We start from the raw sequence: 24,571 nt of genomic DNA on the forward strand, positions 1-24,571 counted from the left end.
AAGGGAGATGACTTATAATGACAACAATTACTGATGTTTATGCACGCGAAGTTCTTGACTCTCGTGGAAATCCAACAGTTGAAGTAGAGGTATATTTAGAATCAGGTGCAATGGGCCGTGCGCTCGTACCAAGTGGTGCATCTACAGGTGAATATGAAGCTGTAGAACTTCGTGACGGCGGAGACCGCTTCATGGGTAAAGGGGTTCAAAAAGCAGTTGAGCACGTAAACGAAGAAATCGCTCCAGAACTAATCGGTTGGGATGCATTAGATCAACTTGGAATTGACGAATACATGATCGAACTTGACGGTTCAAGCAACAAAGGTAAATTAGGTGCTAACGCGATCTTAGGTGTATCTATGGCTGTTGCTCGTGCGGCTGCCGAAGCTCTTGGTATGCCATTATACATGTACTTAGGCGGCTTCAACGGAAAAACTTTACCAGTACCAATGATGAACATCTTAAACGGTGGAGAGCATGCAGATAACAACGTAGATATCCAAGAATTCATGGTTATGCCTGTAGGTGCTGAAACGTTCAAAGACGGTCTTCGCATGGGTACAGAAATTTTCCATAACTTAAAATCTGTATTAAAAGCAAAAGGTCTTAACACAGCTGTAGGTGATGAGGGTGGATTTGCTCCAAACTTATCTTCAAACGAAGAAGCGCTTCAAACAATCATCGAAGCGATTGAAAAAGCTGGATACAAGCCAGGTGAAGAGATCGTTCTAGCACTTGACGTTGCAGCTTCTGAGCTATATAGAGACGGTAAATACCACCTTGAAGGTGAAGGTGTTGTAAAAACATCTGAAGAAATGATTGAGTTTTACAGCGATCTAGTAGCAAAATACCCAATCATCTCAATCGAAGACGGTTTAGACGAAAACGACTGGGACGGATGGAAAAAGTTAACGGACGAGCTTGGAACTAAAGTTCAATTAGTAGGTGACGATCTATTCGTTACAAACACAGAAAAGCTTTCTGAAGGTATTGAAAAAGGTGTAGGTAACTCTATCCTAATCAAAGTGAACCAAATCGGTACATTAACAGAAACATTCGATGCAATCGAAATGGCTAAACGTGCGGGCTACACAGCAGTTATCTCTCACCGTTCGGGTGAAACAGAAGACAGCACAATCGCTGATATCGCAGTAGCGACAAACGCTGGACAAATCAAAACAGGTGCTCCTTCACGTACAGACCGTGTTGCGAAGTACAACCAACTTCTTCGCATTGAAGACGACTTAGCAAACGTCGCGAAATACGACGGTAAAAAAGCATTTTATAACTTAACCAAATAATATGCGAAAAGAGGCTGTTTGGCTGGGTGTTCTAGCTGCGGCCTCTTTTTTTATCGGGAAGATTTCTTGCTTAACATTTTACGGATACTTGTAATTCTATACGGAATAAACAGGTTTGTACCTCCAATACGTATTGCTAAAGGACAGCAATTTGTGATACATTAGTATAAGCGCATACTGTGCCTGGAGGTGGATCAATCAATGCAAATGTTAATGTTCGTTTTATTAATTATTGTGTCAATTGCACTAATTGCTGTCGTTTTATTACAAGCTGGTAAAAGTGCAGGTCTAGCAGGGGCGATTTCTGGTGGAGCAGAACAATTACTTGGTAAACAAAAAGCTCGTGGTATAGATGCAGTTCTTGCACGTGCAACAGTTGTTCTAGCGGTGTTGTTCTTTGTCTTAACAATTGCTGTAGCATATTTTATGTAAAAAACGAAAGCAGCTGAAGCGATCTTCACTGCTTTTCTTTATATCTCAGAAAAAAGCTCGCCAATCGGCGAGTTTTCTTTACACATTAGGAATGTATAAAGTTTTTGCATAGATGATTCTCGACGAGGGTGAAAATTTAAAAGTATCAAGTATAAGAGCAACTACGCCTCTGTCTTCACCCCTTAGGCTCGCCAATCGGCGAGTTTTCTTTATCAAATTACAAACTGGAAAATCAGACCAATACATAGAAGAAATGGTTTCTGCAGTTCTTCTCATAGAGAACGCAAATTCAGGTGAAACTAAACACTATATTGAGGTCTGTGAAATGAAAAGGTAGGTTCGGTCGTATGAAGATAGTAGCTCCAAAACCATTTACTTTTGAAGGCGGAAAGCGTGCAGTGTTGTTACTGCACGGTTTTACAGGAAATACTGCTGACGTTAGAATGCTCGGTAGGCATTTACAAGAGCGAGGCTATACATGCCATGCGCCTTTATACAAAGGACATGGTGTACCACCTGAAGAACTTGTTCACACGGGCCCTGATGATTGGTGGAAGGATGTTGAAGCAGGTTACAATTTTTTAAAAGACCGCGGTCATGAAGAGATCGCCGTATGTGGACTTTCGCTCGGAGGTGTATTTTCGCTAAGAATCGGCTACACTTTACCGGTAAAGGGAGTTGTACCGATGTGTGCGCCGATGAATCCGAAGACGCAAGAGTCGATGTATGCAGGTGTTGTCGAATATGCAAAAGAATATAAGCGTCGTGAAAGAAAAAGCGAAGAACAGATTGAACAAGAAATTATCGAATTTAAAAAAACACCGATGCAAACATTAAATGCATTGCAACAACTTATAAACGATGTGAGAGAGCACTTAGACCATATCTATTCACCGGTTATGGTTGTACAGGCCCGTCATGATGAAATGATTGATATTGAAAGCGCAAATATTATATATAACGAAGTAGAAAGTGATGAAAAAGACATCAAGTGGTACGAAAATTCGGGCCATGTGATTACGCTTGACAAAGAAAAAGAGCAGTTACATGAAGACGTATATCAATTTTTAGAAACTTTAAGTTGGTCTACTACGTAAAGAATAGAAAGGAGAGTGTAAAAAAATGAGTGAAGAAAAAATTCAACATCTTCTAGCTTTTATGAGGGAAGAGGCGTACAAGCCATTGACTGTTACCGAGCTAGAAGAAGCATTTGGATTAACCGATTCGAGTGAATTTAAGGAGTTTGTAAAAATTTTAAACGAAATGGAAGAGCAAGGACTCATTGTTCGTACACGCAGCAACCGATTCGGTGTGCCTGAACGAATGAATTTAATTAAAGGGAAAGTTCAAGGAAATGCAAAAGGCTTTGCTTTTATTATTCCAGAGGTGCAAGGAGAAACGGACGTTTACGTGTCTCAAAGTGATTTAGGAGGTGCGATGAACGGGGATATCGTTCTTGTTCGCCTGCATCCAAAGTCCACAGGAACACGCCCTGAAGGTAGTGTCATTCGAATTATTGAGCGTGGTCTCCAACAGATCGTTGGTACATACATGGACCATGAACAATATGGAATGGTTGTGGCTGATGATAAGCGGATCCCAAATGACATTTTTATTCCGAAAACAGCTTCTAAAGGCGCGGCAGAAGGCCATAAAGTTGTCGTAAAACTGACGAAATACCCTGAAGGACGTAATAGTGCAGAAGGGGAAGTAACCGAAATTTTAGGGCACAAAAATGACCCGGGAATTGATATTTTATCAATCATTCATAAGCACGGATTACCTCAGGAATTTCCGCCAGATGTTCTGGATCAAGCAGAAAATGTACCTGATGAAATTGATCCAGAAGAAATTAAAAACCGTCGCGATCTTCGTGATAAAACGATTGTTACGATCGACGGTGCCGACGCGAAAGACTTAGATGACGCTGTAAATGTGGAACGTCTTGAAAACGGGAACTATATACTCGGTGTTCATATCGCCGACGTTAGTTATTATGTGAAAGAAGGTTCACCGATCGATATTGAAGCAGAAGAGCGTGGGACGAGTGTGTACTTAGTAGATCGCGTAATCCCGATGATTCCCCACCGTCTATCGAATGGGATTTGTAGTTTAAATCCGAAAGTGGACCGCTTAACGTTATCGTGTGAAATGGAAATTACACCAGACGGACAAGTCGTTGGTCACGATATTTTTCAAAGTGTGATCAGAACGACTGAACGAATGACCTATACAGAAGTCCGCAAAATTTTACAAGATGAAGACGAAGAGGTTTTACAACGCTTTGAACCGCTTATTCCATTTTTCAAACAAATGGGTGAGTTAGCCGATATCTTACGTAAAAAACGTTTTGAACGCGGTGCGATTGACTTTGATTTTAAAGAAGCGAAAGTATTAGTTGACGAAGAAGGAAAACCGACGGATGTTGTAATCCGTGAGCGTTCAGTAGCCGAGCGCTTGATTGAAGAGTTCATGCTGGCAGCGAATGAAACGATTGCGGAACATTTCCACTGGCTGAAAGTACCGTTTATTTATCGTATTCACGATGACCCTAAAGAAGAAAAGCTTAATAAGTTCTTAGAATTTATTACGAACTTTGGATACGTTGTACGTGGAACAGCAAATTCGATTCACCCGCGTGCCTTACAACAACTGCTTGAAGCGGTTCGTGGTGAGCCAGAAGAGACAGTCATTAGTACGGTTATGCTTCGTTCGATGCAACAAGCGAAATATGATCCGGAAAGCTTAGGTCACTTTGGTTTGTCGACTGAGTTTTACACACACTTTACGTCGCCAATCCGCCGTTACCCTGACTTAATCGTTCACCGTCTAATTCGTACGTATTTAATCGAAGGAAAAACAGACGAAAAAACGCAAAGTCATTGGAAACACCGCCTAGATGAAATTGCGAAGCACTCATCGGAAATGGAGCGCCGTGCAGTAGATGCTGAGCGCGAAACGGACGAAGTGAAAAAAGCACAGTTTATGGAAGATAAAATTGGCGAAACATTTACGGGTATCATTAGTGGTGTAACCAATTTTGGTATCTTTGTCGAGTTAGAAAACACGATTGAAGGTCTCGTCCATGTTAGTTATTTAACAGATGACTATTATAGCTATGACGAGCGTTCATATGCAATGATTGGTGAGCGTACGGGCAATGTGTTCCGTATTGGTGATGAGCTTGAAGTTCGTTGTATTAATGTAAACGTTGATGAGTCTTCGATTGACTTTGAAATCGTCGGCATGAAAGAACCAGCGAAGAAACGTGAGCGTAATGCATCTCCTAAAGTCATCGTTGGTCCGAAACGCGGCGGTGGTAAGAGAGCTGGTGGCGGAAAAGACGGTGGTCCAAGCGCTGCTGGAGACAATGACAAGAAAAATAAAGGCAAACGGAAGAAGAAAAAAGGCTTTTATGAAAATGCACCGAGAAGTAAGCGCAATAAAGGGAAAAAGAAAAAGCGTTAATTCTATTTAAAAATCAGAAAGACGGCACTTTTGTTTGCCGTCTTTTAGGTTGATTTCTCATGAATGTGCAAGGAATGAGTTTTCAAATCATAGTGGCGAGGCTAACTTCTTTTTTAGAGGACTGAGAAGCCCTTATTTTAGTGAAATTGCTGCTTTTTTCAATTTAGAGGACTGAGAGGCCCTTATTTACTCTAAATTGCCTAAAAACGACTGTGAAAACCGAGAATAAGGGCCTGTGAGTCCTCTTAGTTATCCAAATTAACAATATTTCATCAAATAAGGTCCTGTGAGTCCGCTAAAAATTTGATCCACACCATTGGCTTTAATAGAACCTAGAACAAACAAGTAAAATTTTAGTGGTACTTCTTATAGGATTACGTACCTAGCGATCATGCACCTGCCGACGACTAAGAGTACTTTGTTTACTTACCTTCTCTATGAATTTTTCCTATGTTTTGTTATAATAGGACAACGACGTCAAAAAATGGTAGGTGTATGAGAAATGGCGAAAAAAGACAGTAATGTCATTGCTCAAAATAAGAAAGCATCCCACGACTATCATATTGAAGAAACATTTGAAGCGGGGATGGTACTGCAAGGAACGGAGATTAAGTCAATCCGTGCCGGTAAAATGAATATTAAAGATGCGTTTGCTAAGATACAAAATGGTGAAATCTACTTATGGAATGCGCACATCAGTCCATATGAACAAGGAAATCGCTATAACCATGATCCACTGAGAACAAGAAAATTATTGCTTCATAAAAAGCAAATTAACCAACTGATAGGCGCTTCAAAGGAACAAGGCTATGCAATCGTTCCATTGAAAGTGTATATTAAAAATGGATTTGCTAAAGTATTAATCGGTCTTGCGAAAGGTAAGAAGAAGTTTGATAAGCGTGAGGACTTGAAAAAGAAAGATGCAAAGCGTGAAATTGAACGTGCCTTCCGTGACAAGCAGCGAGTTTAATACGTTGCTGCTTGTAGGCAATTACTTTTAATTGTTATGCTCTTTTCATTAGATAATGGATATAATGCAATGTCAGGTACTAATATTGCTTTGTTTTTAACTTACAGTATTTGTCATTTGAAAAGTGCTCTAGATATGCTATAATGTAATTCCAGACGGCGAAATGATCGCTTCTGGATTACAACTAGCTCAGTAGCTTACTTCTGTTTCAGCAGTTGCGTCTGAATAAGTCGCAAATGCTATTTATAATCTGGGGACGTTTTGGATTCGACAGGGGTGGGTTGAGCTTAAGTTGCGAGTCGAGGGGGTCGGCCTCGTTAAAACGCCAACGCCTATAACTGGCAAAACTAACAATAACTTCGCAGTAGCAGCTTAATAGCGCTTTGCGGTTCCACCCTCCATCGCCCATGTGGTAGGGACTGGGACTCACTCTAAGTGGGCTACGCCGGCTGTCCTCCGTCTGAGGACGAAGGAAGAGAACAATCAGACTAGCCTTATCGAAGCCTGTTACTGGGCCGACGTAAGTGCGAAATGCTAATTCAGTAACTACACTCGTAGAAGCTTAAGTGTCGACATTCTTGGACGCGGGTTCGATTCCCGCCGTCTCCACCAAATACCGTGAAAAAGACCACCGTGTTAGGTGGTCTTTTTGTATCTTTTCAGATTGAGGCATAAATAATAGGCTTGAATTGGAGCTTCGCCAATATATTTGAAGTTACGCCGATATATTTGAAATTACGCTGATATATTTGAAATTGCGCCGATATATTTGAAATTGCGCCGATATATTAAAAGTTACGCCGATATATCGAAATTTGCGCCGATATATTGAAATTAGCAGCACTGATTCAAAGTAACTAACGTAAATTTTACATAGATTTAATGATTTAAAAGAGGTAATTTGATGCTTTATGAAGAAATTCTCCTCGAAATGATAAGGAGAGTGAGCATATTGATTAAAAAAGAACATAAAATTCCAATAAATATTCAAAAACTAGAGGCTTTACTAAGACGCCTTGCTGCTAATCATCCGAAAAGGCCACAAATAGAAAAGGAGCTAGCTAAAGCTGTTGCTGGATTTAAAGGTGAGAAGTCAATTGATTACTATCTATCGTTTCCTGCAGATCAATTTCACTTTCTTCACGGTCTGAGACTATTGTCTAGTGGTACAAGTTATTTTCAAATGGATATACTGATTTTATCACCAAGATTTATCCTTATACTGGAAGTTAAAAATATTACAGGGTCATTATTTTTCGATAAAACTCATCAGCAGTTAATTCGAAAAGTTAAGGATAGAGAAGAGGCTTTTCCTGACCCGTTATTACAAGTTAAGAGACAAAAGTTACAACTTGAAAACTGGTTAAAAAAACACAAATTTCCCTCTTCAGTACCTGTTCGAACGCTAGTTGTTATTAGTAGTCCCTCTACAATAATTAGACAAGCCCCCAATCAAGATGTTCTTCATGCCCAAGCCCTTCCGGATAAAATCAATCAAATAGAACAATCCTTTACAATGGAAGTTCTCACTTTAAAAGAAATGAAAAAAATGGCAACAACACTAATTAAAAAGCATGTTCCGCTGGAAAAAGATATTTTTTCCCAGTTTGATATTAAGTGCGAAAATATAAAAAAGGGAGTACACTGCCCAGAATGCTTACATATCCCTATGATACGATTGTTATTACATTAAACCCTCAAACCACCTGACTCTCATCCTCCAAGCGCACATCCCGCTGTAACTCCACTCGAATCCAAACAACCATCAGCAGGGCAATTAAAATAAGTCCGCAAACCGTTAGCACGATCCCAGTCCACGAGAAGTTGACCCAGACCACACCAGTGCTCGTTCCAATAAGACTGGATCCGAGGTAATAACAAAGCAAATAAAGAGATGCTGCTTGAGATTTATAATTTGTAGCCAATTGACCGACCATGCTACTTGCAATTGAATGACTGCCAAAAAATCCGAAAGTAAAAATGGCGAGCGCAAGCAAAATGAGCCAAAGGTTGGAGCTTAACGTCAATACTGCACCAATGAGCATAATAACAATCGTTACCGGTAGCAATTGTTGCTTGCCGAACTGGTCGCTTACTTTTCCCATATACGTTGAACTAAAAGTTCCTACTAAATAAATAAGAAAAACGAGCCCAATCAACGTTTGACTTAAATAATAAGGAGCTGCCATTAAAACAAAACTGATGTAGTTATAGACTGTAACAAAGCCTCCCATTAAGACAAAAGAAATGATAAAGAGTGCTAGTAATTTACGGTCTTTTAATTGGGACATCAAAGATGGGATTAGTTTTTTTATCGTATATTTACTTCGCGTTGAATGGATGTCGACAGGTAACATCGTCCAAAATAAAATACTTAACAATACACTTACTCCACCGATGGTACCGACGGCGACCTGCCACGAAAACCAGTCGGTTAAAACCCCGGTAATCAGTCGCCCAGACAAGCCGCCCAGAGTAGTACCGCTAACGTAAATGCCCATGACCACACCGAGTGTCTTCGGGTGGAACTCTTCACTTACATACGTCATCGCAATCCCAGGAAAACCTGCAAGTGCAATCCCTTGTAATGCTCGGATTGCTAAGAGACTTGTAAAATTAGAGCTAAAAGCAGTTAATATACAAAGTAGTGATGAGAGAAGTAATGCCCATGTCATCATTCGTTTGCGTCCGGTTGAATCGGAAACAATGGCAGTTACTAACATCGTCACGGCTAGAAATCCTGTCGTAATTGACAGGGCAAGGCTGGCAACCGCAGGTGTAACCTCGAATTCTTTCGAAAAAACAGGTATTAGTGTCTGCATCGAGTATAAAATCATAAAGCTGACAAAGCTTCCTGAAAACAAGGCAATTATCGTTTTATAGTAGCTTGAATGATCTTTTGTAATGTGAGTGTGAGTCAATGAATTTCCTACCCCTTTTTTTGCTATGTACTCTCAATCATACTTTTGACAACTGATAACTTCCAATTTATAATTTTCATAAAATTGATGCAAAAATGTAATAGAAGGGACTCAATTAAAGATTATTATAAGTTTCAAAAATCGTACATGCTTCACCAATCTAGCAAATTACAACTAAAACCCTTATAGAAAGCTGGTCATAATATGGAGTGGCAGCAATTAGAATATTTTCAAAAGGTTGCTCAAGTCGAGCATTTTACCCGGGCGGCTGAAGAACTTTTTATTTCACAACCTGCATTGAGTCGATCGATTGCGAGATTAGAAAAAGATTTAGGTGTGCCTCTTTTTGAGCGTAGTGGGAGAACGGTCAAACTTAACAGGTACGGAAAAATGTTTTTATCGAGAGTAAATGAAGCACTTCAGTTAATTGAAGATGGAAAGCAAGAACTGACCGATATCGTTCACCCTGACCATGGTCAGATTGCTCTTTCTTTTTTACACACACTAGGGTCTCATCTCGTGCCTGATTTGATCGGACAATACCGAAGATCATTTCCTCATGTAAAATTTCAACTTTTTCAAAGTACAGCGGACGTGTTAATTGAACAACTCACCACAGGAGAGGTTGATTTATGTTTAACGTCGGCGCCTGTTCAAACGGCTGGCTTTCATTGGGAGAAGTTGTTTAGCGAACAATTATATATCATCGTACCTAAGTCTCACCGATTGTCAGGTAGAAAAGGGATCAAATTAGAGGAAATCGCGGATGAACCGTTTATCGGTTTTAAAGAAGGGGTCGGGTTACGAACAATAACCGATCAATTGTGTCGAGATGCAGGGTTTACACCAAATATTAAGTTTGAAGGACAAGAGGTTTCAACAGTTAACGGATTAGTTTCAGCAGGTTTAGGAGTTAGTTTAATTCCCGAAAGAAAAGGGCTCGATGAAACAGAAGTTTCAAAGATAGAAGTATTGGATCATGATTGCACTCGTTCTATTGGTATGGCATGGGTAGAAAATAGGTATATGCCATTAGTTGTTCAACAATTCCAATATTTTGTAAGCGAACAATTTAAAGTTATTGGTAAATAAGTCCGGACTGTATAGGAGTTTCATTTACAAATTTTTAGTACAAGTGTATCATTTATGTAATAATCAGAATTTTACATTTATATTGACCGCTAGGAATAGGTTAAATGGGGGATTACGATGAATGAGGACCATGCCTTTCGTTTTGTCGGGTGCCGTCTTAAAAACGATATTCATAATGAACGAGGAACGTTACTCCTTAACGAAGGAGCGGTTTTGAACGAACAACACGTCCGGCGTTTACTCGATATGGGTATTAATATAAATAATTATAAGTTGAATTTTGTGCCTGTTATAGGACCAACTCTACTTGCACCTTTTCAACAAGAGCTTTTACTTAACAATACAGTTGGTGAAATACGAGAAATTTTTTCAAAAGTTAAAGATAACGACACTGTTCTTCTTGAAGTGGAAGAGAAAGTAATACCTGTCGTTGAACAAATCTCATTAAATTATAATTTATCAACATTGATGAATGGAATTCTAAACAAGGATGATTATACGTACCGACATAATATCGGAGTTTCCGTGTTAGCTTCACTGTTAGCTAAATGGATTGGATACAATCAAGAAGAGATAAATACAATCTCACTTGGCGGCCTTTTACATGATATAGGGAAGTTAGAAATTCCTGATGATGTTTTATTAAAAGAAGGACCACTAACAAATCAAGAATATGAAACCATTAAAAAACATCCGGTTTATGGGTATGATATTTTAAAAAAGTGCGGCCACTTTAGTGATGAGATTTGTTTAATGGCATTAGAGCACCATGAACGTGAAGACGGAAAAGGTTATCCGTATGGAAGAGCAGCGAATGAAATTCATCGCTATTCAAAAATTATTGCGATCGCTGATATCTTTCATGCGATGACATCGGACCGTGTGTATCGAGGTCAGGTAGCATTGTATGAAGTGTTAAAGCAAATGAAGAGTGAGGCGTTTGGAAAGTTAGATCCTAAAATGACTTATTTATTCATTCAACGAATAATGGAGATGTCAATTGGTAACCAAGTATATTTAGATGATCATTCAATCGGTGAGATCGTATTTATTCATCAGGATGATCCAATCAATCCTGTGATTAACATCGCAGGTGAACTAATTGATTTAAGGTATTCACAACGGTATATTGTCTCATTTGTATCATTCACCAAACAGATTGATATAGCATAAAATTAAGCACAGGAAAAGCTCCTGTGTTTTTTTGCATTCAACAATCAAATATTCATTTGAACGTTTGAATGTTCAGCGGTATGATAGGAGTATATACATTCAAACTATTGTTTGAATAATGAGAGGTGATTGGTTATGGCAAAAGGAGATCAATGTGAAGTTTTTCAATATGACTCGGTAAAAGTGGATCGTTTAACAACATTAATGAAAGAAGAGCATTTTGATGTTACAGCGAAAATCTTTAAAGCACTAGCGGATGAAACGAGATTAAAAATTGCCTTTCTTTTAGCTTCAGAAGAAGAGTTGTGTGTTTGTGACATTGCAACGATTATCGGATCGTCGACAGCTACAGCTTCTCATCATTTGAGATTACTTAAAAATATAGGGTTAGCCAAGTTTCGTAAAGAAGGAAAGCTCGTTTTTTATTCTCTTGACGATGACCATGTAAAACAGTTAATTCTAAATGGCTTAGAACATGGGAAAGAGGGGAAAGGACATGAATGATACAGAAAAAACATACCGGATCCAAGGATTTACGTGTGCCAATTGTGCAGGTGTCTTCGAGAAAAATGTAAAGGAGCTCCCGCAAGTATCGGATGCAAAAGTGAACTTTGGAGCTTCTAAACTAAAAGTGTATGGAGAAGTTTCTATTGAAGATTTGGAAAAAGCCGGTGCCTTTGAAAATTTAAAAGTGTACCCAGAAAAAGAACGACAGTTAGAACAAAAGCCTTTTTGGAAGCAACAACATTTTATTCAAACCGTCATTTCCGGCCTTCTTCTTATTATCGGTTGGGCACTTGTTTTACAAAAAGGAGAAAGTGATGGGTTAACGATAGGTATTTTTGCGGCAGCTATGGTGATCGGCGGACACCAACTGTTTTGGCAAGGCTTAAAGAACTTAACCAAACTTCGCTTTGATATGAAAACGCTTATGACGATTGCGATTATTGGTGCTGCTCTCATTGGAGAGTGGGGAGAAGGAGCCACGGTGGTCTTTTTATTCGCCATTAGTGAAGCACTTGAACGATTTTCTATGGATAAGGCGAGACAGTCGATCCGATCATTAATGGATCTGGCTCCCCGCACAGCAACTGTCATTAGACTAGGAGACATGGTTGAATTGCCTGTCGATGAAATCGAAATTGGCGATGTTATGATCGTGAAGCCAGGGCAGAAAATTCCGATGGATGGAACTGTTCAGCATGGGGTTTCTACAGTAAATCAAGCAGCTATTACAGGTGAATCGATACCTGTTGCCAAGAGGACGAACGATGAAGTCTATGCCGGAACACTAAACGAAGAAGGTTTGCTGGAAATAAAAGTGACAAAAAGAGTCGAAGATACGACGCTTTCTAAAATTATTGAGCTTGTTGAAGAAGCGCAAGCTGAGCGTGCCCCTTCGCAAGCATTTGTCGATCGGTTTGCGAAGTATTACACGCCGCTCATTATGCTGGTTGCCCTAGGAGTGGCTACAGTTCCGCCTCTATTTTTTAGTGCAGATTGGTCAGTATGGGTTTATCAAGGGTTAGCCGTTTTAGTTGTCGGTTGTCCGTGTGCACTTGTCATTTCTACCCCGGTTTCGATCGTAACAGCCATAGGGAATAGTGCGAGAAATGGAGTTCTCATTAAAGGCGGTGTTTATTTAGAACAGCTTGGTTCTATTCAAACGATCGCTTTTGATAAAACGGGAACGTTAACAAACGGTGTTCCAGAAGTAACGGATGTTGTTGCTGTTCACCCATATACGGAGCAGGAAGTTTTAAAGATTGGCGCTTATTTAGAAAAAAGTTCAGCGCATCCGCTAGCTTCTGCCGTTATGCAACGAGCTTCAATAGAGGGAATTGAAGCTTCAAAGCAAGAAGTCGTTAATTTCCGTTCCATTACTGGGAAAGGAATTACAGGATTAATTAATAAAGAAAGTTATTATGTTGGCAGTCCGACCTTTTTTAAAGAGCTAATAATAAACGTCCCTAACGAGGTGCATTCCCTACAAAAACAAGGGAAGACGGTGATTTTAGTCGGCAAGGAAAACGAGCTTGTTGGCTATATTGCTGTGTCGGATCGTATTCGTACATCAAGTTCTACTGCGGTTCGTCGTTTAAAACAGTTGGGTGTTAAAAATACGATCATGCTCACGGGGGATAATGAAGAAACGGCGAAAGCGATAGGGAATGAACTTGGAATTGCCCAAGTGAAGGCGCAGCTTTTACCAGATGAAAAATTAAAATATGTTAAACAGATGAAGGAAAGCGGGCAGGTTGTGATGGTTGGTGATGGTGTGAACGATGCTCCGGCACTCGCAACAGCCGACATAGGAATTGCCATGGGTGGCGCTGGAACCGATGCGGCGCTAGAAACAGCAGATATCGCCTTAATGGGTGATGATTTAAGGAAACTTCCTTTCGCGATTCGATTAAGCCGGAAAACGTTAACGATTATCAAGCAAAACATTGCCTTTGCCCTTGGGTTAAAAGCACTGGCGTTATTACTCGTCATTCCTGGCTGGTTAACACTTTGGATTGCGATATTTGCTGATATGGGAGCAACATTGCTTGTTACCTTGAACGGTTTGCGTTTGTTGCGAGTAAAGGATGAGGAATAATGCGCGGGAGAGAAAGGCATTAACACTCTAAATCACATAATTGGAGCCGGTTGAAGAAGGAACAGGAAGTTATAGTGCCTATAGCCTTGGAGCAAAGCAGGAAGTGGTCACTAAAAAGAGCGAATAGAGCCTGTCGCATAGGATAGAAGCAGGAGACGGTAACTAATAAGAGCGAATGGAGCCTGTAGCGTGGAAAAAGAGCAGCAAGCAGCGGTCACTAAAAGGATTGAATGGAGCCTGTCGCGTGGAAAATAGGCAGGAAGCGGTAACTAAAAGGAGCGAATAGAGCCTGTCGCGTGGAAAAAGAGCAGGAAGCGGTAACTAAAAGGAGCGAATAGAACCTGTCGCGTGGAAAAAGAGCAGGAAGCGGTAACTAAAAGGAGCGAATAGAGCCTGTCGCGTGGAAAAAGCGCAGGAAGTGGTCACTAAAAAGAGCGAATAGAGCCTGTCGCGTGGAAAAAGAGCAGGAAGCGGTAACTAAAAGAAGCGAATAGAGCCTGTCGCGTGGAAAAAGAGCAGGAAGTGGTCACTAAAAAGAGCGAATAGAGCCTGCCGCATGGGAAAGGAGCAGGAGGCGGTCACTAAAAGAAGTGAATAGATCCCGAAGTCAATTAGCAAAGCAGAAAGAGGTAACTAAGGCTACAAATAAAATGAATCCATCCACAAAAAGTTAGTGACCAGTGATCCACCATTAATACTGACAACCAATAGCTACGCATTTTATCTAGTCTTAAAAACATTCTTTCGAATAAAATGGCGGATTATTTTTATAACTACCTCATACTTCGTTATACTAGGTATAGTGAGAAATTGACTTATATTATAATGAGGTGAAAACGTGGACGAAAAGCTGAAGGGACAATTAGATGGTTTATTAGAGAAATACACTGAGCTATTACTCGGTGTTGAGAATGAAGCTTTAAAAGAAAAAGTGCAGGCTTGGGCGTTGTATACCCATATCTCAAAGAGTATGCCGCCACTTGCAAAGCATTGGAATGAGCAGTATCCTGATGCGAAGGAAAAGATGAAGGAGCTTGTTACGGAGATCCAAGCATTAAACCAAGAACACAGAAAAAATAATAGTCCGAAATCCTGAGAGGACTGAGAGGACCTTATTGTAGTTAAAAACATCGATTTTTAAACTTTAGCGGACTGAGAGGCCGCTATTTAGCTAAAATGACTTCAGATGCGCTATGATTAAGCGAAATAAGCGAAATAAGGGTATCTGAGTCCGCTTACATCCGAAAAATCACTGATTTCTCATAAATAAGGGCTTTTCAGTCCGCTAAAAACAGAGAAGAGGTAATCACAGTGGTGATTACCTCTTCTTTCGTTGAATTAAATCCAGTCTTGGCTAAACGGATGCTTATGGTTACATTGTCTAGCTCCCGGTGATCCTTGCTAGCTGTTGCTTCGCTTAGTACCAGTAAACAACATGTATACCCTAAGCGACGTTCACCTGTTGCTGCCTCAAAGTTGCTGGCTCGTCCCATTCCAGGCCTCTAACGTGCAGCCACTAAACAGCCACGTTCCGCTTTTCTGTACTCCTAGCTATAAGGGAACTGACTGCTGTAACCAGAAAACTGTTGATAAGCTTGATCAAGCTGTTGCTGTGATGCTGCATCAAAGCTGTACCAACCTTTTTTAAACATGACATTGAACAATTCACGCTGACAATCTTGCGTTTCGTTACAAATCGCATTAATATCCTTGTATAATTGTTCATGACTTGCCTCATTCATTGCATAACTATAAGAAGCCGTCATATACTTTTCAGTAGCTAGTACATCATTAATAAAGTCACGATCGGACATTTGTGGTGTTTTAGGAACTTGTGTTTCAGGGTTTTGGATTTTTGTTTGTTGGCTCATGCAGAAACCCTCCTGTTATTGAAGTGCTTGATTCATTTGATTTTGTTGAGTTTGAAAATGTTGCAAAATTCGCTCATAATGCTGCTTATGCATTTGCCCGGCTTTCTCAATTGCGCCCTTCACTTCAGGGTCTGTACATTGTTGAGCAAAAAAGTGGCACTTCTTCATTGCAAGTAAGTTCCAAGAAAGCATGTCTGAAATGTAAAGGTGGTCTTTACTAGTAACGACATTTGGGGGTTGAGGCATGACTCCTTGTTGCTGGTTCATTGGCATTTGTTGCTGTTGCTGTTGATTTTGTTGTTGCTGCATCATAGTGTAGCCTCCCTCATAAGCCACAATGTTTTTTGTATCCTTTACGATACACCTTTATCGTGTAACAAACATGCTAAAACGATACATGGGAGCTGCTAACATGGCAAAAAATAATTATTAATTTTCAGAAATTGCCCTTGCTAAATCATACAAAATTCGATATAGTTATTGTAGTACAAAAATTATTGCGCAATTCAATATTTTTTTAATAGAAAAATGAATGAGTATTCATTCAAATGTTTCAGGAGAAGGAGGACAAATATGGTTCGTCAAATTCGTAAAGCAGCTGTATTAGGATCGGGTGTCATGGGTTCCGGGATTGCTGCAGTATTAGCAAACGTAGGTATTCCAACACTATTGCTTGATATTGTACCTCGTGAAGTGACAGAAGCAGAAGCAAAGAAGGGGTTAACTCTTGAAGATAAAGTTGTCCGCAACCGACTGAGTGCAAATGCGGTTCAACAACTTTTAAAACAAAAACCAGCACCTTTAACGGTGAAAGATAATAAGAATTTAATTTCAGTAGGTAACTTTGAAGATGATATGCAACAACTTGCAGATGTCGATTGGGTAATCGAAGTTGTTGTTGAAAACTTAGATATTAAAAAGAAAGTATTTACTCAAGTTGATCAATTCCGTAAACCAGGATCGATCATTAGTTCTAACACATCAGGGATTTCTGTTGAGGCAATGGCAGAAGGACGTTCTGAAGATTTTAAAGCAAATTTCTTGGGAACACACTTCTTTAATCCGCCTCGTTACTTAAAGTTATTAGAGATCATCCCAACTAATGACACAAATCCTGAAATTGTTGAGTTCATGAAAGCGTTTGCTGAAAACGTTCTCGGGAAAGGTGTTGTTGAGGCAAAAGATACGCCAAACTTCATCGCTAACCGAATTGGAACTTATGGATTATTAGTAACAGTTTCTGAAATGCTTAAAGGTGGATATTCAGTAGGTGAAGTTGACTCTGTAACAGGTCCGTTAATTGGACGACCTAGCAGTGCCACTTTCAGAACATTAGATGTTGTAGGTTTAGATACATTCTTACACGTTGCAAAAAATGTTTACGATCAAGTTGAAGGTGAAGAAAAAGAAGTATTTGATCCTCCTGCATTTATGCGCGATATGGCTGAAAAAGGCTGGATCGGTGCGAAGTCAGGTCAAGGTTTCTTCTTAAAGCAAAAAGGTGAAAAAGGAAAAGAGATCTTAGAACTTGATCCTAATACACTTGAGTATGGACCACGTAAAAAATTAAAAACAGCTTCGACTGAGGCTGCAAAACAAGCAAAAGGCTTATCAGCAAAAATTAAAACATTAGCGTATGCAGATGACCGTGCAGGCCAATTAATCTGGAGCTTAATTAAGCCAGTATTAATTTATTCTGCAGAGAAGTGCTACGAAATCGCAAACGATGTTCTTTCTGTTGACCAAGCGATGAAGTGGGGCTTTGGCTGGGAGCAAGGACCATTTGAACTTTGGGATGCCATTGGCGTTGAAAAGTCAGTAGCGAAGATGGAAGCAGAAGGTGCTACAGTTCCAAGCTGGGTAAAAGAAATGCTTGCTTCAGGTAAAACAAGCTTCTATTCAGATAAGAGCTTCTACCATGAAGGTGAATATAAAGCAATTGAGCAAAACAAAAAAGTAATTAACTTAAAATCTTTAAAAGAAGATAATAAAATTATCCTTAAAAACTCTGGTGGTGCATTAATTGATTTAGGAGATGGTATTGCTTGTCTAGAATTCACTTCTCCGAATAACTCAATTGGGTTAGATGTAATCCAAATGATTAATAAATCAATTGACGAAGTAGAAAAGAATTATAAAGGTTTAGTTATTGGTAACCAAGCGAAAAATTTCTGTGTCGGTGCGAACCTTATGATGATCCTAATGGAAGCTCAAGATGATAATTTCTTTGAGATCGATATGGTAATTCGTCAGTTCCAAAATGCGATGCAAAGAATTAAATACGCATCTAAACCAGTTGTTACAGCACCATTTGGTATGAGTCTTGGTGGAGGCGCGGAAATCTGCTTACCTTCAGCTAGCATTCAAGCTTCTTCAGAAACATACATGGGGTTAGTTGAAGTTGGTGTTGGTCTTATCCCAGGTGGTGGAGGTAATAAAGAACTTTACCTTCGCAACTTAGAAGGACACACTCCTGGTGCAGATCTACAAGCTGTTGCTAACCGTACATTTGAGACGATTGCTATGGCAAAAGTATCTACATCTGCAGATGAAGCACGTGCAAATGGCTTCTTAAGCGACCGTGATGGTGTAACAATGAACGCTGATCATGTTATCTATAATGCAAAACAAGAAGCTTTACATTTATTTGAACAAGGATATACAGCACCTGCTCGTAAACTAGTTCCTGTTGTCGGTGAAACAGGTTATGCTACTTTATTGCTTGGTGCAAAAACGATGCAATATGGCGGTATGATTTCAGAGCATGATCTAAAGATCGCTCAAAAATTAGCATTTGTTATTGCTGGTGGTCGTGTACCTAAAGGAACTTTAGTTGATGAGCAATATTTATTAGACCTAGAGCGTGAAGCATTCTTAAGCTTAGTTGGTGAGCCGAAATCTCAACAAAGAATGCAATACATGTTAACTAAAGGGAAACCATTACGCAATTAGAATGAATGGAGGGAAGAAACTTGAGAGAAGCGGTAATAGTAGCTGGTGCTAGAACACCAGTCGGAAAAGCAAAAAGAGGAACACTTGCCAATGTGAGACCGGATGATTTAGGTGCGTTAACAATAAAGGAAACATTAAAGCGTGCAGGCGATTTTGACCCAAGTAAAATCGATGACGTAATTATGGGTTGTTCAATGCCAGAAGCAGAACAAGGAATGAATATGGCACGTAATATCGCAGCTTTAGCTGGATTACCAAATACGGTACCTGCCATTACAATTAACCGATATTGTTCTTCAGGTTTACAAAGTATTGCTTATGCATCTGAGCGTATTATGCTTGGACACTCTAAGTCAATTATCGCAGGTGGAGCAGAATCAATGAGTCTTATCCCTATGGGTGGACACGTGATTGCCCCTAACCCTAAATTAGTTGAAGAAATGCCTGAGTACTATATGGGTATGGGTTATACAGCAGAAGAAGTTGCAAAACGTTTTGAAGTTAGCCGTGCTGACCAAGATGCGTTTGCGGTAGAAAGTCACCGCCGTGCAGCTAATGCTATTAAAGAAGGTAAATTTGAAGATGAAATCGTACCAGTGGATGTAACACTTCGTTCAGTGGGTGCGGACAATAAATTAAAAGAAAAGCAAGTAACGTTCAGTGTCGATGAAGGTGTACGTGTAGATACAACTGTCGATACATTAGGAAAGTTACGCCCTGCCTTCCATCCAAAAGGATCTGTTACTGCAGGTAACTCATCTCAAATGAGTGATGGCGCAGCAAGTGTCCTTGTTATGGACCGTGAAGAAGCTGAAGCTAATGGTCTTGCTCCAATTCTTAAATTCCGTTCATTTGCAGTTGCGGGTGTAGCACCGGAAATAATGGGAATTGGTCCAGTTGAAGCTATTCCTAAGGCTCTAGAAATTGCTGGATTAAGCCTTTCTGATATCGGATTATTTGAATTAAATGAGGCATTCGCTTCTCAATCATTACAAGTAGTTCGTCACTTAGGTTTAGATCTAGACAAAGTAAACGTAAACGGTGGAGCAATTGCTCTAGGTCACCCGCTTGGATGCTCTGGTGCAAAACTTACACTAACACTTATGAATGAAATGAAACGTCGTGGCGAACAGTTCGGTGTCGTTACAATGTGTATCGGTGGCGGAATGGGAGCTGCAGGTGTCTTTGAATTAATAGGTTAATAGAAAGGCGGAAGCGGTCGTTTAGCGTCGTAAGGACTGGAGCTCCTTCGTATGAGATAAAGGAAACACGGTGAGGCAACGAACCGATGTTGACTTATCGTAAGGAGGAGAGCGAAGTCCACTAGACGCTGACCGCTGCAGCTAGACAATAGAAAAGCGAAAGGCGCCTGGTTATTATAACAGGGCTTGAAGCTAAACAAGCAAATAGAAGGTGGAAGCAGTTTGGTCTGCTTCCCCTCTAAAAAGTTTATCATTTAGTTTCAAATAACTTATTGGAGGAATGAATGATGAGTAACGTAAAAAATGAAGTTTTAAAAGGCGGAAGCTTTTTACTAGAAGATATTTCTGCAGAGCAAGTATTTACTCCAGAGGATTTTTCTGAAGAGCATATTATGATTGGTAAGACGACTGAAGAGTTTGTTTACGGTGAAGTTCGTCCTCACCTTGAAGAAATTGAAAACCACAACTTTGAAATTTCTCGTCGTCTATTAACGCAAGCGGGTGAGCTTGGTCTTTTAGGTGCAGACGTACCAGAAGAGTACGGCGGACTTGGTCTAGATAAAATTAGTTCTTCTGTAATTACTGAAAAATTTGCAGGTGCAGGTGCATTCTCATTAAGTTACGGTGCACACGTTGGTATCGGATCGTTACCAATCGTACTTTTCGGTAACCATGAGCAAAAATCAAAATACCTTCCACCTCTAGCTTCAGGTGAGAAAATTGCTGCCTATGCACTTACTGAGCCTGGTTCTGGTTCTGATGCTTTAGGTGCAAAAACAACTGCTGTATTAAACGAAGCAGGAACTCACTATGTACTAAACGGTCAAAAACAATGGATTACAAACTCTGCTTTTGCAGACGTATTTGTAGTATATGCAAAAATCGATGGTGAGCAATTCACTGCATTCATCGTTGAAAAAGCGTTCGATGGCGTTTCAACAGGTCCAGAAGAGAAGAAAATGGGTATTAAAGGTTCTTCAACTCGTACATTAATCTTAGAAGATGTTCATGTACCAGTAGAAAACTTACTTGGTGAAGTTGGTAAAGGTCACGTTATCGCATTTAACATCTTAAACGTTGGTCGTTACAAGCTTGGAGTAGGTACGATCGGTGGATGTAAAAAAACACTTGAGCTTGCTGCTAAATATGCTAATGAGCGTAAACAGTTTAAACAACCAATTGCTAAATTTACGTTAATTCAAGAAAAATTAGCAAACATGGCTGTAGGTACGTATGCTGCTGAGAGTTCAATCTACCGTACAGGCGGACTTTTCGAAGATCGTTTAGGTGGTTTAACTGAAGAAGAGCAAAAAGATGGCCGTAAAGTAGCAGACGCTATTGCTGAATATGCAATCGAGTGTTCTTTAAATAAAATTGTAGGTTCTGAACAATTAGACTACAATGCTGATGAAGCTGTTCAAATCCACGGTGGTTATGGATTTATGGCTGAGTACGAAGTAGAGCGCATCTACCGTGACTCTCGTATCAACCGTATCTTTGAGGGAACAAACGAAATCAACCGTTTATTAGTTCCAGCTACAATTCTTCGTAAAGCAATGAAAGGCGAGCTTCCTTTACTTGAGAAAGCAATGTCTCTTCAAGAAGAATTAATGATGATGATGCCTGAGGAAGTTGGAACTGAGCCATTAGAGCAAGAAAAGTATTTACTAAAAATGGCGAAGAAAATCTTCTTAATGGTTGCTGGTACTGGAGCTCAAAAATATCAACAGAAGCTTCAAAACGAGCAAGAAATCCTTTCTAACGTTGCTGACATCGTTAGTGAAGTATTCAATATGGAATCAGTTATCCTTCGTACAGAAAAAGCGATTAACCGTAATGGTTTAGATAAAAATGAGCAAAAAGTACTTTTAACTGAAGTATATTGCCAAGAAGCATTCAACCGTATCGAAGCGCATGCTAAAGAGTCATTAGTAGCTATGCAAGAAGGCGACACTCTTCGTACAATGATTTCTATCTTACGCAAATTAACTCGTCACACTCCAATCAATGTTATTGCGAAGAAGCGTCAAATTGCTGAAGCTGTATTAACTGAAGAGCGCTACGTTATCTAATTTTAATCCGTTATTCAATTTTGGAGCTTTAGTTCCAAAAATATAATAAAACCTCCTTTCTACAAGGAAGCATTCTCCTCTCTACTAAGATCAAAGAAGTCCCAAAATGGGGCTTCTTTGACGTGTCACCAAAATTCCGGTGTAACCGGTACCAGGTACCTTTACTTCTGCAGTGTGGTAAAGGTACCTGGTACCATTGGTTTTAGTTGTTAATTGATGCAATTTGAGGAATAATAAGTGTAGAAGTAAGTATGTATGCAATTATGCCAATGATTGCAACGCGGATAAATTGGAAGGGAGAGAATTAAAATGAGTTTACAGTTTTACTGGTATCCCAACTGCGGGACGTGTAAAAAAGCAAAAAAATGGTTTGATGACCATGAAGTGAACTATGAAGCTATACATATCGTTGAACAACCACCGAGTCGAGAGGAATTAGAGTCCCTTTATAAAAAAAGTGGATTAGAAATCAAAAAATTTTTTAATACGAGTGGTAAAAAATATCGTGAACTCGGTCTGAAAGATAAAGTTAAGGAAGCAACGGATGCAGAGTTGTTAGATATTCTTGCTACCGATGGGATGTTAATTAAACGCCCGATCGTAACGGATGGAGAAAAAGTCACGGTAGGATTTAAAGAGGAAGATTTTGAAGCAAACTGGGAAAAATAACTAGGGTTGTCTATCGTTACTAATTTATTATATAGTAACGGTGAACACTGAAATTATTGGAGGGAATTACGTGAACTTACCAAAAGAGTTAAAATATTCAGAAGAGCATGAGTGGGTAAAAGTTGAAGGAAATAAAGCTTACATAGGGATTACAGATTTCGCACAGTCTGAGCTTGGCGATATCGTATTCGTTGAACTTCCAGAAGTGGGGGATGATATTACAGCGGATGAGGCATTCGGTAGCGTTGAGTCAGTTAAGACAGTATCTGAGCTTTATGCACCAGTAAGCGGTAAAGTTGTTGAAATTAACGAAGATTTAGACGATGCTCCTGAGCTTGTAAACGAATCTCCATACGAAAAAGCTTGGATGATCGTTGTAGAGCTTTCAGATGAGTCTGAGTTAGATAAGTTAATGACAGCTGAAAAATATCAAGAAATGATTAGTGAAGACTAAGATTAACTAAAATCTAACCTTCGTTTTTAAATAAGCCATTTTAAAGAGGCTGATATCGCATGGGTGAGTTCTTATTGAGGATGTGGATTATATCTCATAAGAACGGATAAACCTTGATGTCAGCCTCTTTTTACGTTATATAAAAGAACCACACTGATAGACTACAATTAGGTGCGACTCATCTGTGGCTGGTTTGAAAAACTGCTTTTTGGGGAATTGTAAAAACAACCGCCCGAGTTAAGAAGGAGGTTTTGTTTGATGATTGAAAAGCAAATGAAAAAAGTGGATGTAACAAGCAAGGTGGATGGGAAATTAGAAAACGGTGCAATGAATTTATACATGGATGAAGCTCGTATCGGAAAAATAATTATGACGAACCAAGGTAATCAGTATGAGATGGCTGAAGGCTTTGAGTTCGACAGTAATAAAGTATACCGTTATGAGAATGCTCATCCAGAGAAACAAGAGAAGTATGTGGATGATTGTGACTTAGGGTGGTGCTAGAAAAGAGCGGGGGTAAATTCCCTCGCTTTTTTACTTTCTAAACTTAATTTTTTATTGCCTTATCGATCTGTTCATCATAAAATAAATTAAACTAATAAGGTTAATCGGAATTAGGAGGGGAAAGATGAAAGAAATTCCAAAGTCTTATGTTAGAGCCAATCAGTATGTTATGGTTGTCCTCACTATAGTTTCAATTTTACTTCAGAATGTATCATTACTAGCACTTACTTTACTAATCGTGTTATTACCGCTATTATTCGGTCCTAAGGCAAACATTACATTTAAAGTGGCGAAAATGCTGATAAAAGATGTTTCTAATGACGAAACAGAAGCAGCCGAACTGCAGCGTTTCAATCAAACGATTGCAGCAAGCTTATTAGGCATTGCGTTGATTGTGTTGCTAACAACCGGCCATTGGTTCGGATGGGTTCTCGTTGGAATGGTTACTATAGCAGCTTCAGTCGCTTTGCTCGGGTTTTGCGTTGGTTGTTTTATGTATTTTCAATTTAAGAAAATGAAGTATGAAATGAAAAAATGAGGTGGCTGTTGCCCCCTCATTTTTTTGCTTAAATAAGCAAGGTAACTAGTCAGCGCAGTTATCTTATTAAAAAAGTCAACTGTTGGGACTGCTAAACCTTCAATATGGCTATATATCGATCCTCTCATTCCCTTTAGGAGAAGCTGACATCATTGCTGTTTATGCGAACTAGAGAAATTTTTTTTCCATTACTTTCACGCAGCCACCGTATCATTAAAAAATCGAACGGTTTCCCTTGATATGAAAGCACCGTGGACATAACCGTAATTTTACAAAAAAATAGTTGATGCAAAACTCTAGGCAAACTCGAAATAATTGACTATTATATTTAGGGTAGCGAAATTAATTTC

22 protein-coding genes and 1 other RNA gene are annotated in these 24,571 nt (G+C 39.5%); 19 read left to right on the forward strand and 4 right to left on the reverse strand.

Going from position 1 to position 24,571, the window contains the following annotated elements:
* Positions 1-17 precede the first annotated feature (17 nt).
* The 7 genes from eno (at position 18) to AC2VNP_RS07310 (ending at position 7,864) form a co-directional block, all read left to right on the forward strand.
* The gene (gene eno, locus AC2VNP_RS07280; RefSeq protein WP_486916685.1) at positions 18-1,301 is read left to right on the forward strand and encodes a phosphopyruvate hydratase; all 1,284 of its coding nucleotides are present in this window, start codon (positions 18-20) and stop codon (positions 1,299-1,301) included.
* Positions 1,302-1,502: 201 nt separating this feature from the next.
* Positions 1,503-1,733, forward strand: coding sequence for a preprotein translocase subunit SecG (secG, locus tag AC2VNP_RS07285; RefSeq protein WP_418198163.1), 231 nt, complete (start codon positions 1,503-1,505; stop codon positions 1,731-1,733).
* A gap of 347 nt (positions 1,734-2,080) precedes the next feature.
* Complete coding sequence (locus tag AC2VNP_RS07290; RefSeq protein ID WP_486916686.1) at positions 2,081-2,830, forward strand: alpha/beta hydrolase; 750 nt, start codon at positions 2,081-2,083, stop codon at positions 2,828-2,830.
* A gap of 25 nt (positions 2,831-2,855) precedes the next feature.
* Complete coding sequence (rnr, locus tag AC2VNP_RS07295; protein WP_486916687.1) at positions 2,856-5,201, forward strand: ribonuclease R; 2,346 nt, start codon at positions 2,856-2,858, stop codon at positions 5,199-5,201.
* A gap of 502 nt (positions 5,202-5,703) precedes the next feature.
* Positions 5,704-6,171 (forward strand): SsrA-binding protein SmpB, encoded by a 468-nt coding sequence (gene smpB / locus AC2VNP_RS07300; RefSeq protein WP_486916688.1) that lies wholly within the window; start codon positions 5,704-5,706, stop codon positions 6,169-6,171.
* 252 nt (positions 6,172-6,423) lie between these two features.
* Positions 6,424-6,783: a transfer-messenger RNA gene (ssrA, locus tag AC2VNP_RS07305) on the forward strand.
* Between the two features lie 292 nt (positions 6,784-7,075).
* A complete protein-coding gene (locus AC2VNP_RS07310; RefSeq protein ID WP_486916689.1) occupies positions 7,076-7,864 on the forward strand; it encodes a nuclease-related domain-containing protein in 789 nt (262 codons plus the stop codon).
* Between the two features lie 4 nt (positions 7,865-7,868).
* Here the strand turns inward: AC2VNP_RS07310 and AC2VNP_RS07315 are convergent, their stop codons facing one another.
* On the reverse strand, positions 7,869-9,092 hold the full coding sequence (locus AC2VNP_RS07315) for an MFS transporter (RefSeq protein WP_486916690.1): 1,224 nt from the start codon (positions 9,090-9,092) through the stop codon (positions 7,869-7,871).
* Positions 9,093-9,296: 204 nt separating this feature from the next.
* Here AC2VNP_RS07315 and AC2VNP_RS07320 point away from each other — a divergent pair, with 204 nt between their 5' ends.
* The 5 genes from AC2VNP_RS07320 to AC2VNP_RS07340 all read left to right on the forward strand — a co-directional run bounded on the left by AC2VNP_RS07320 (position 9,297) and on the right by AC2VNP_RS07340 (position 15,055).
* Entirely contained in the window at positions 9,297-10,184 is an 888-nt protein-coding gene (locus AC2VNP_RS07320; RefSeq protein ID WP_486916691.1) for a LysR family transcriptional regulator, read from the forward strand.
* Positions 10,185-10,301: 117 nt separating this feature from the next.
* The gene (locus AC2VNP_RS07325) at positions 10,302-11,357 is read left to right on the forward strand and encodes an HD-GYP domain-containing protein (protein WP_486916692.1); all 1,056 of its coding nucleotides are present in this window, start codon (positions 10,302-10,304) and stop codon (positions 11,355-11,357) included.
* Between the two features lie 135 nt (positions 11,358-11,492).
* Positions 11,493-11,861: an ArsR/SmtB family transcription factor gene (locus AC2VNP_RS07330; protein WP_486916693.1), complete on the forward strand. Its 369-nt coding sequence runs from the start codon at positions 11,493-11,495 to the stop codon at positions 11,859-11,861.
* Entirely contained in the window at positions 11,833-13,959 is a 2,127-nt protein-coding gene (locus AC2VNP_RS07335; RefSeq protein ID WP_486916694.1) for a heavy metal translocating P-type ATPase, read from the forward strand. Before AC2VNP_RS07330 ends, AC2VNP_RS07335 begins: the two co-directional genes overlap by 29 nt.
* A gap of 838 nt (positions 13,960-14,797) precedes the next feature.
* The gene (locus AC2VNP_RS07340) at positions 14,798-15,055 is read left to right on the forward strand and encodes a YusU family protein (protein ID WP_486916695.1); all 258 of its coding nucleotides are present in this window, start codon (positions 14,798-14,800) and stop codon (positions 15,053-15,055) included.
* Positions 15,056-15,236: 181 nt separating this feature from the next.
* Here the strand turns inward: AC2VNP_RS07340 and AC2VNP_RS07345 are convergent, their stop codons facing one another.
* The 3 genes from AC2VNP_RS07345 to AC2VNP_RS07355 are packed head-to-tail and all read right to left on the reverse strand — an operon-like array spanning position 15,237 to position 16,139.
* Positions 15,237-15,452, reverse strand: a complete 216-nt coding sequence (locus tag AC2VNP_RS07345; RefSeq protein WP_486916696.1) for a hypothetical protein — start codon at positions 15,450-15,452, stop codon at positions 15,237-15,239.
* Between the two features lie 54 nt (positions 15,453-15,506).
* A complete protein-coding gene (locus tag AC2VNP_RS07350) occupies positions 15,507-15,830 on the reverse strand; it encodes a spore coat protein (RefSeq protein WP_486916697.1) in 324 nt (107 codons plus the stop codon).
* A 15-nt stretch (positions 15,831-15,845) separates the two neighbouring features.
* The gene (locus AC2VNP_RS07355; protein WP_486916729.1) at positions 15,846-16,139 is read right to left on the reverse strand and encodes a hypothetical protein; all 294 of its coding nucleotides are present in this window, start codon (positions 16,137-16,139) and stop codon (positions 15,846-15,848) included.
* A 264-nt stretch (positions 16,140-16,403) separates the two neighbouring features.
* Here AC2VNP_RS07355 and AC2VNP_RS07360 point away from each other — a divergent pair, with 264 nt between their 5' ends.
* The 7 genes from AC2VNP_RS07360 (at position 16,404) to AC2VNP_RS07390 (ending at position 24,221) form a co-directional block, all read left to right on the forward strand.
* Positions 16,404-18,782, forward strand: coding sequence for a 3-hydroxyacyl-CoA dehydrogenase NAD-binding domain-containing protein (locus AC2VNP_RS07360; RefSeq protein WP_486916698.1), 2,379 nt, complete (start codon positions 16,404-16,406; stop codon positions 18,780-18,782).
* Between the two features lie 20 nt (positions 18,783-18,802).
* Complete coding sequence (locus AC2VNP_RS07365) at positions 18,803-19,984, forward strand: acetyl-CoA C-acetyltransferase (protein WP_486916699.1); 1,182 nt, start codon at positions 18,803-18,805, stop codon at positions 19,982-19,984.
* Between the two features lie 287 nt (positions 19,985-20,271).
* Positions 20,272-22,056 carry an acyl-CoA dehydrogenase family protein gene (locus AC2VNP_RS07370; RefSeq protein WP_486916730.1) on the forward strand — a complete coding sequence of 595 codons (1,785 nt, stop codon included), beginning with the start codon at positions 20,272-20,274 and terminating at the stop codon, positions 22,054-22,056.
* Positions 22,057-22,365: 309 nt separating this feature from the next.
* Positions 22,366-22,725, forward strand: coding sequence for an arsenate reductase family protein (locus AC2VNP_RS07375; protein ID WP_486916700.1), 360 nt, complete (start codon positions 22,366-22,368; stop codon positions 22,723-22,725).
* Positions 22,726-22,795: 70 nt separating this feature from the next.
* Entirely contained in the window at positions 22,796-23,179 is a 384-nt protein-coding gene (gene gcvH, locus AC2VNP_RS07380) for a glycine cleavage system protein GcvH (protein WP_486916701.1), read from the forward strand.
* A gap of 258 nt (positions 23,180-23,437) precedes the next feature.
* On the forward strand, positions 23,438-23,683 hold the full coding sequence (locus AC2VNP_RS07385) for a YusG family protein (protein ID WP_486916702.1): 246 nt from the start codon (positions 23,438-23,440) through the stop codon (positions 23,681-23,683).
* Positions 23,684-23,807: 124 nt separating this feature from the next.
* Complete coding sequence (locus tag AC2VNP_RS07390; RefSeq protein ID WP_486916703.1) at positions 23,808-24,221, forward strand: DUF4395 domain-containing protein; 414 nt, start codon at positions 23,808-23,810, stop codon at positions 24,219-24,221.
* Positions 24,222-24,571: the final 350 nt, after the last annotated feature.

It is taken from the genome of Alkalihalobacterium sp. TH-98, assembly GCF_057473385.1.

Excerpts from the sequence above, each read along its gene's own strand:
- AC2VNP_RS07310 (WP_486916689.1), top strand. The coding sequence starts at position 7,076 with ATGCTTTATGAAGAAATTCTCCTCGAAATGATAAGGAGAGTGAGCATA.
- secG (WP_418198163.1), top strand. The coding sequence starts at position 1,503 with ATGCAAATGTTAATGTTCGTTTTATTAATTATTGTGTCAATTGCACTA.
- eno (WP_486916685.1), top strand. The coding sequence starts at position 18 with ATGACAACAATTACTGATGTTTATGCACGCGAAGTTCTTGACTCTCGT.
- AC2VNP_RS07335 (WP_486916694.1), top strand. The coding sequence starts at position 11,833 with ATGGGAAAGAGGGGAAAGGACATGAATGATACAGAAAAAACATACCGG.
- AC2VNP_RS07330 (WP_486916693.1), top strand. The coding sequence starts at position 11,493 with ATGGCAAAAGGAGATCAATGTGAAGTTTTTCAATATGACTCGGTAAAA.
- AC2VNP_RS07390 (WP_486916703.1), top strand. The coding sequence starts at position 23,808 with ATGAAAGAAATTCCAAAGTCTTATGTTAGAGCCAATCAGTATGTTATG.
- rnr (WP_486916687.1), top strand. The coding sequence starts at position 2,856 with ATGAGTGAAGAAAAAATTCAACATCTTCTAGCTTTTATGAGGGAAGAG.
- AC2VNP_RS07345 (WP_486916696.1), bottom strand. The coding sequence starts at position 15,452 with ATGGGACGAGCCAGCAACTTTGAGGCAGCAACAGGTGAACGTCGCTTA.
- AC2VNP_RS07370 (WP_486916730.1), top strand. The coding sequence starts at position 20,272 with ATGAGTAACGTAAAAAATGAAGTTTTAAAAGGCGGAAGCTTTTTACTA.
- AC2VNP_RS07360 (WP_486916698.1), top strand. The coding sequence starts at position 16,404 with ATGGTTCGTCAAATTCGTAAAGCAGCTGTATTAGGATCGGGTGTCATG.
- AC2VNP_RS07375 (WP_486916700.1), top strand. The coding sequence starts at position 22,366 with ATGAGTTTACAGTTTTACTGGTATCCCAACTGCGGGACGTGTAAAAAA.
- AC2VNP_RS07350 (WP_486916697.1), bottom strand. The coding sequence starts at position 15,830 with ATGAGCCAACAAACAAAAATCCAAAACCCTGAAACACAAGTTCCTAAA.
- smpB (WP_486916688.1), top strand. The coding sequence starts at position 5,704 with ATGGCGAAAAAAGACAGTAATGTCATTGCTCAAAATAAGAAAGCATCC.
- AC2VNP_RS07290 (WP_486916686.1), top strand. The coding sequence starts at position 2,081 with ATGAAGATAGTAGCTCCAAAACCATTTACTTTTGAAGGCGGAAAGCGT.
- AC2VNP_RS07385 (WP_486916702.1), top strand. The coding sequence starts at position 23,438 with ATGATTGAAAAGCAAATGAAAAAAGTGGATGTAACAAGCAAGGTGGAT.
- AC2VNP_RS07320 (WP_486916691.1), top strand. The coding sequence starts at position 9,297 with ATGGAGTGGCAGCAATTAGAATATTTTCAAAAGGTTGCTCAAGTCGAG.
- AC2VNP_RS07325 (WP_486916692.1), top strand. The coding sequence starts at position 10,302 with ATGAATGAGGACCATGCCTTTCGTTTTGTCGGGTGCCGTCTTAAAAAC.
- AC2VNP_RS07355 (WP_486916729.1), bottom strand. The coding sequence starts at position 16,139 with ATGCAGCAACAACAAAATCAACAGCAACAGCAACAAATGCCAATGAAC.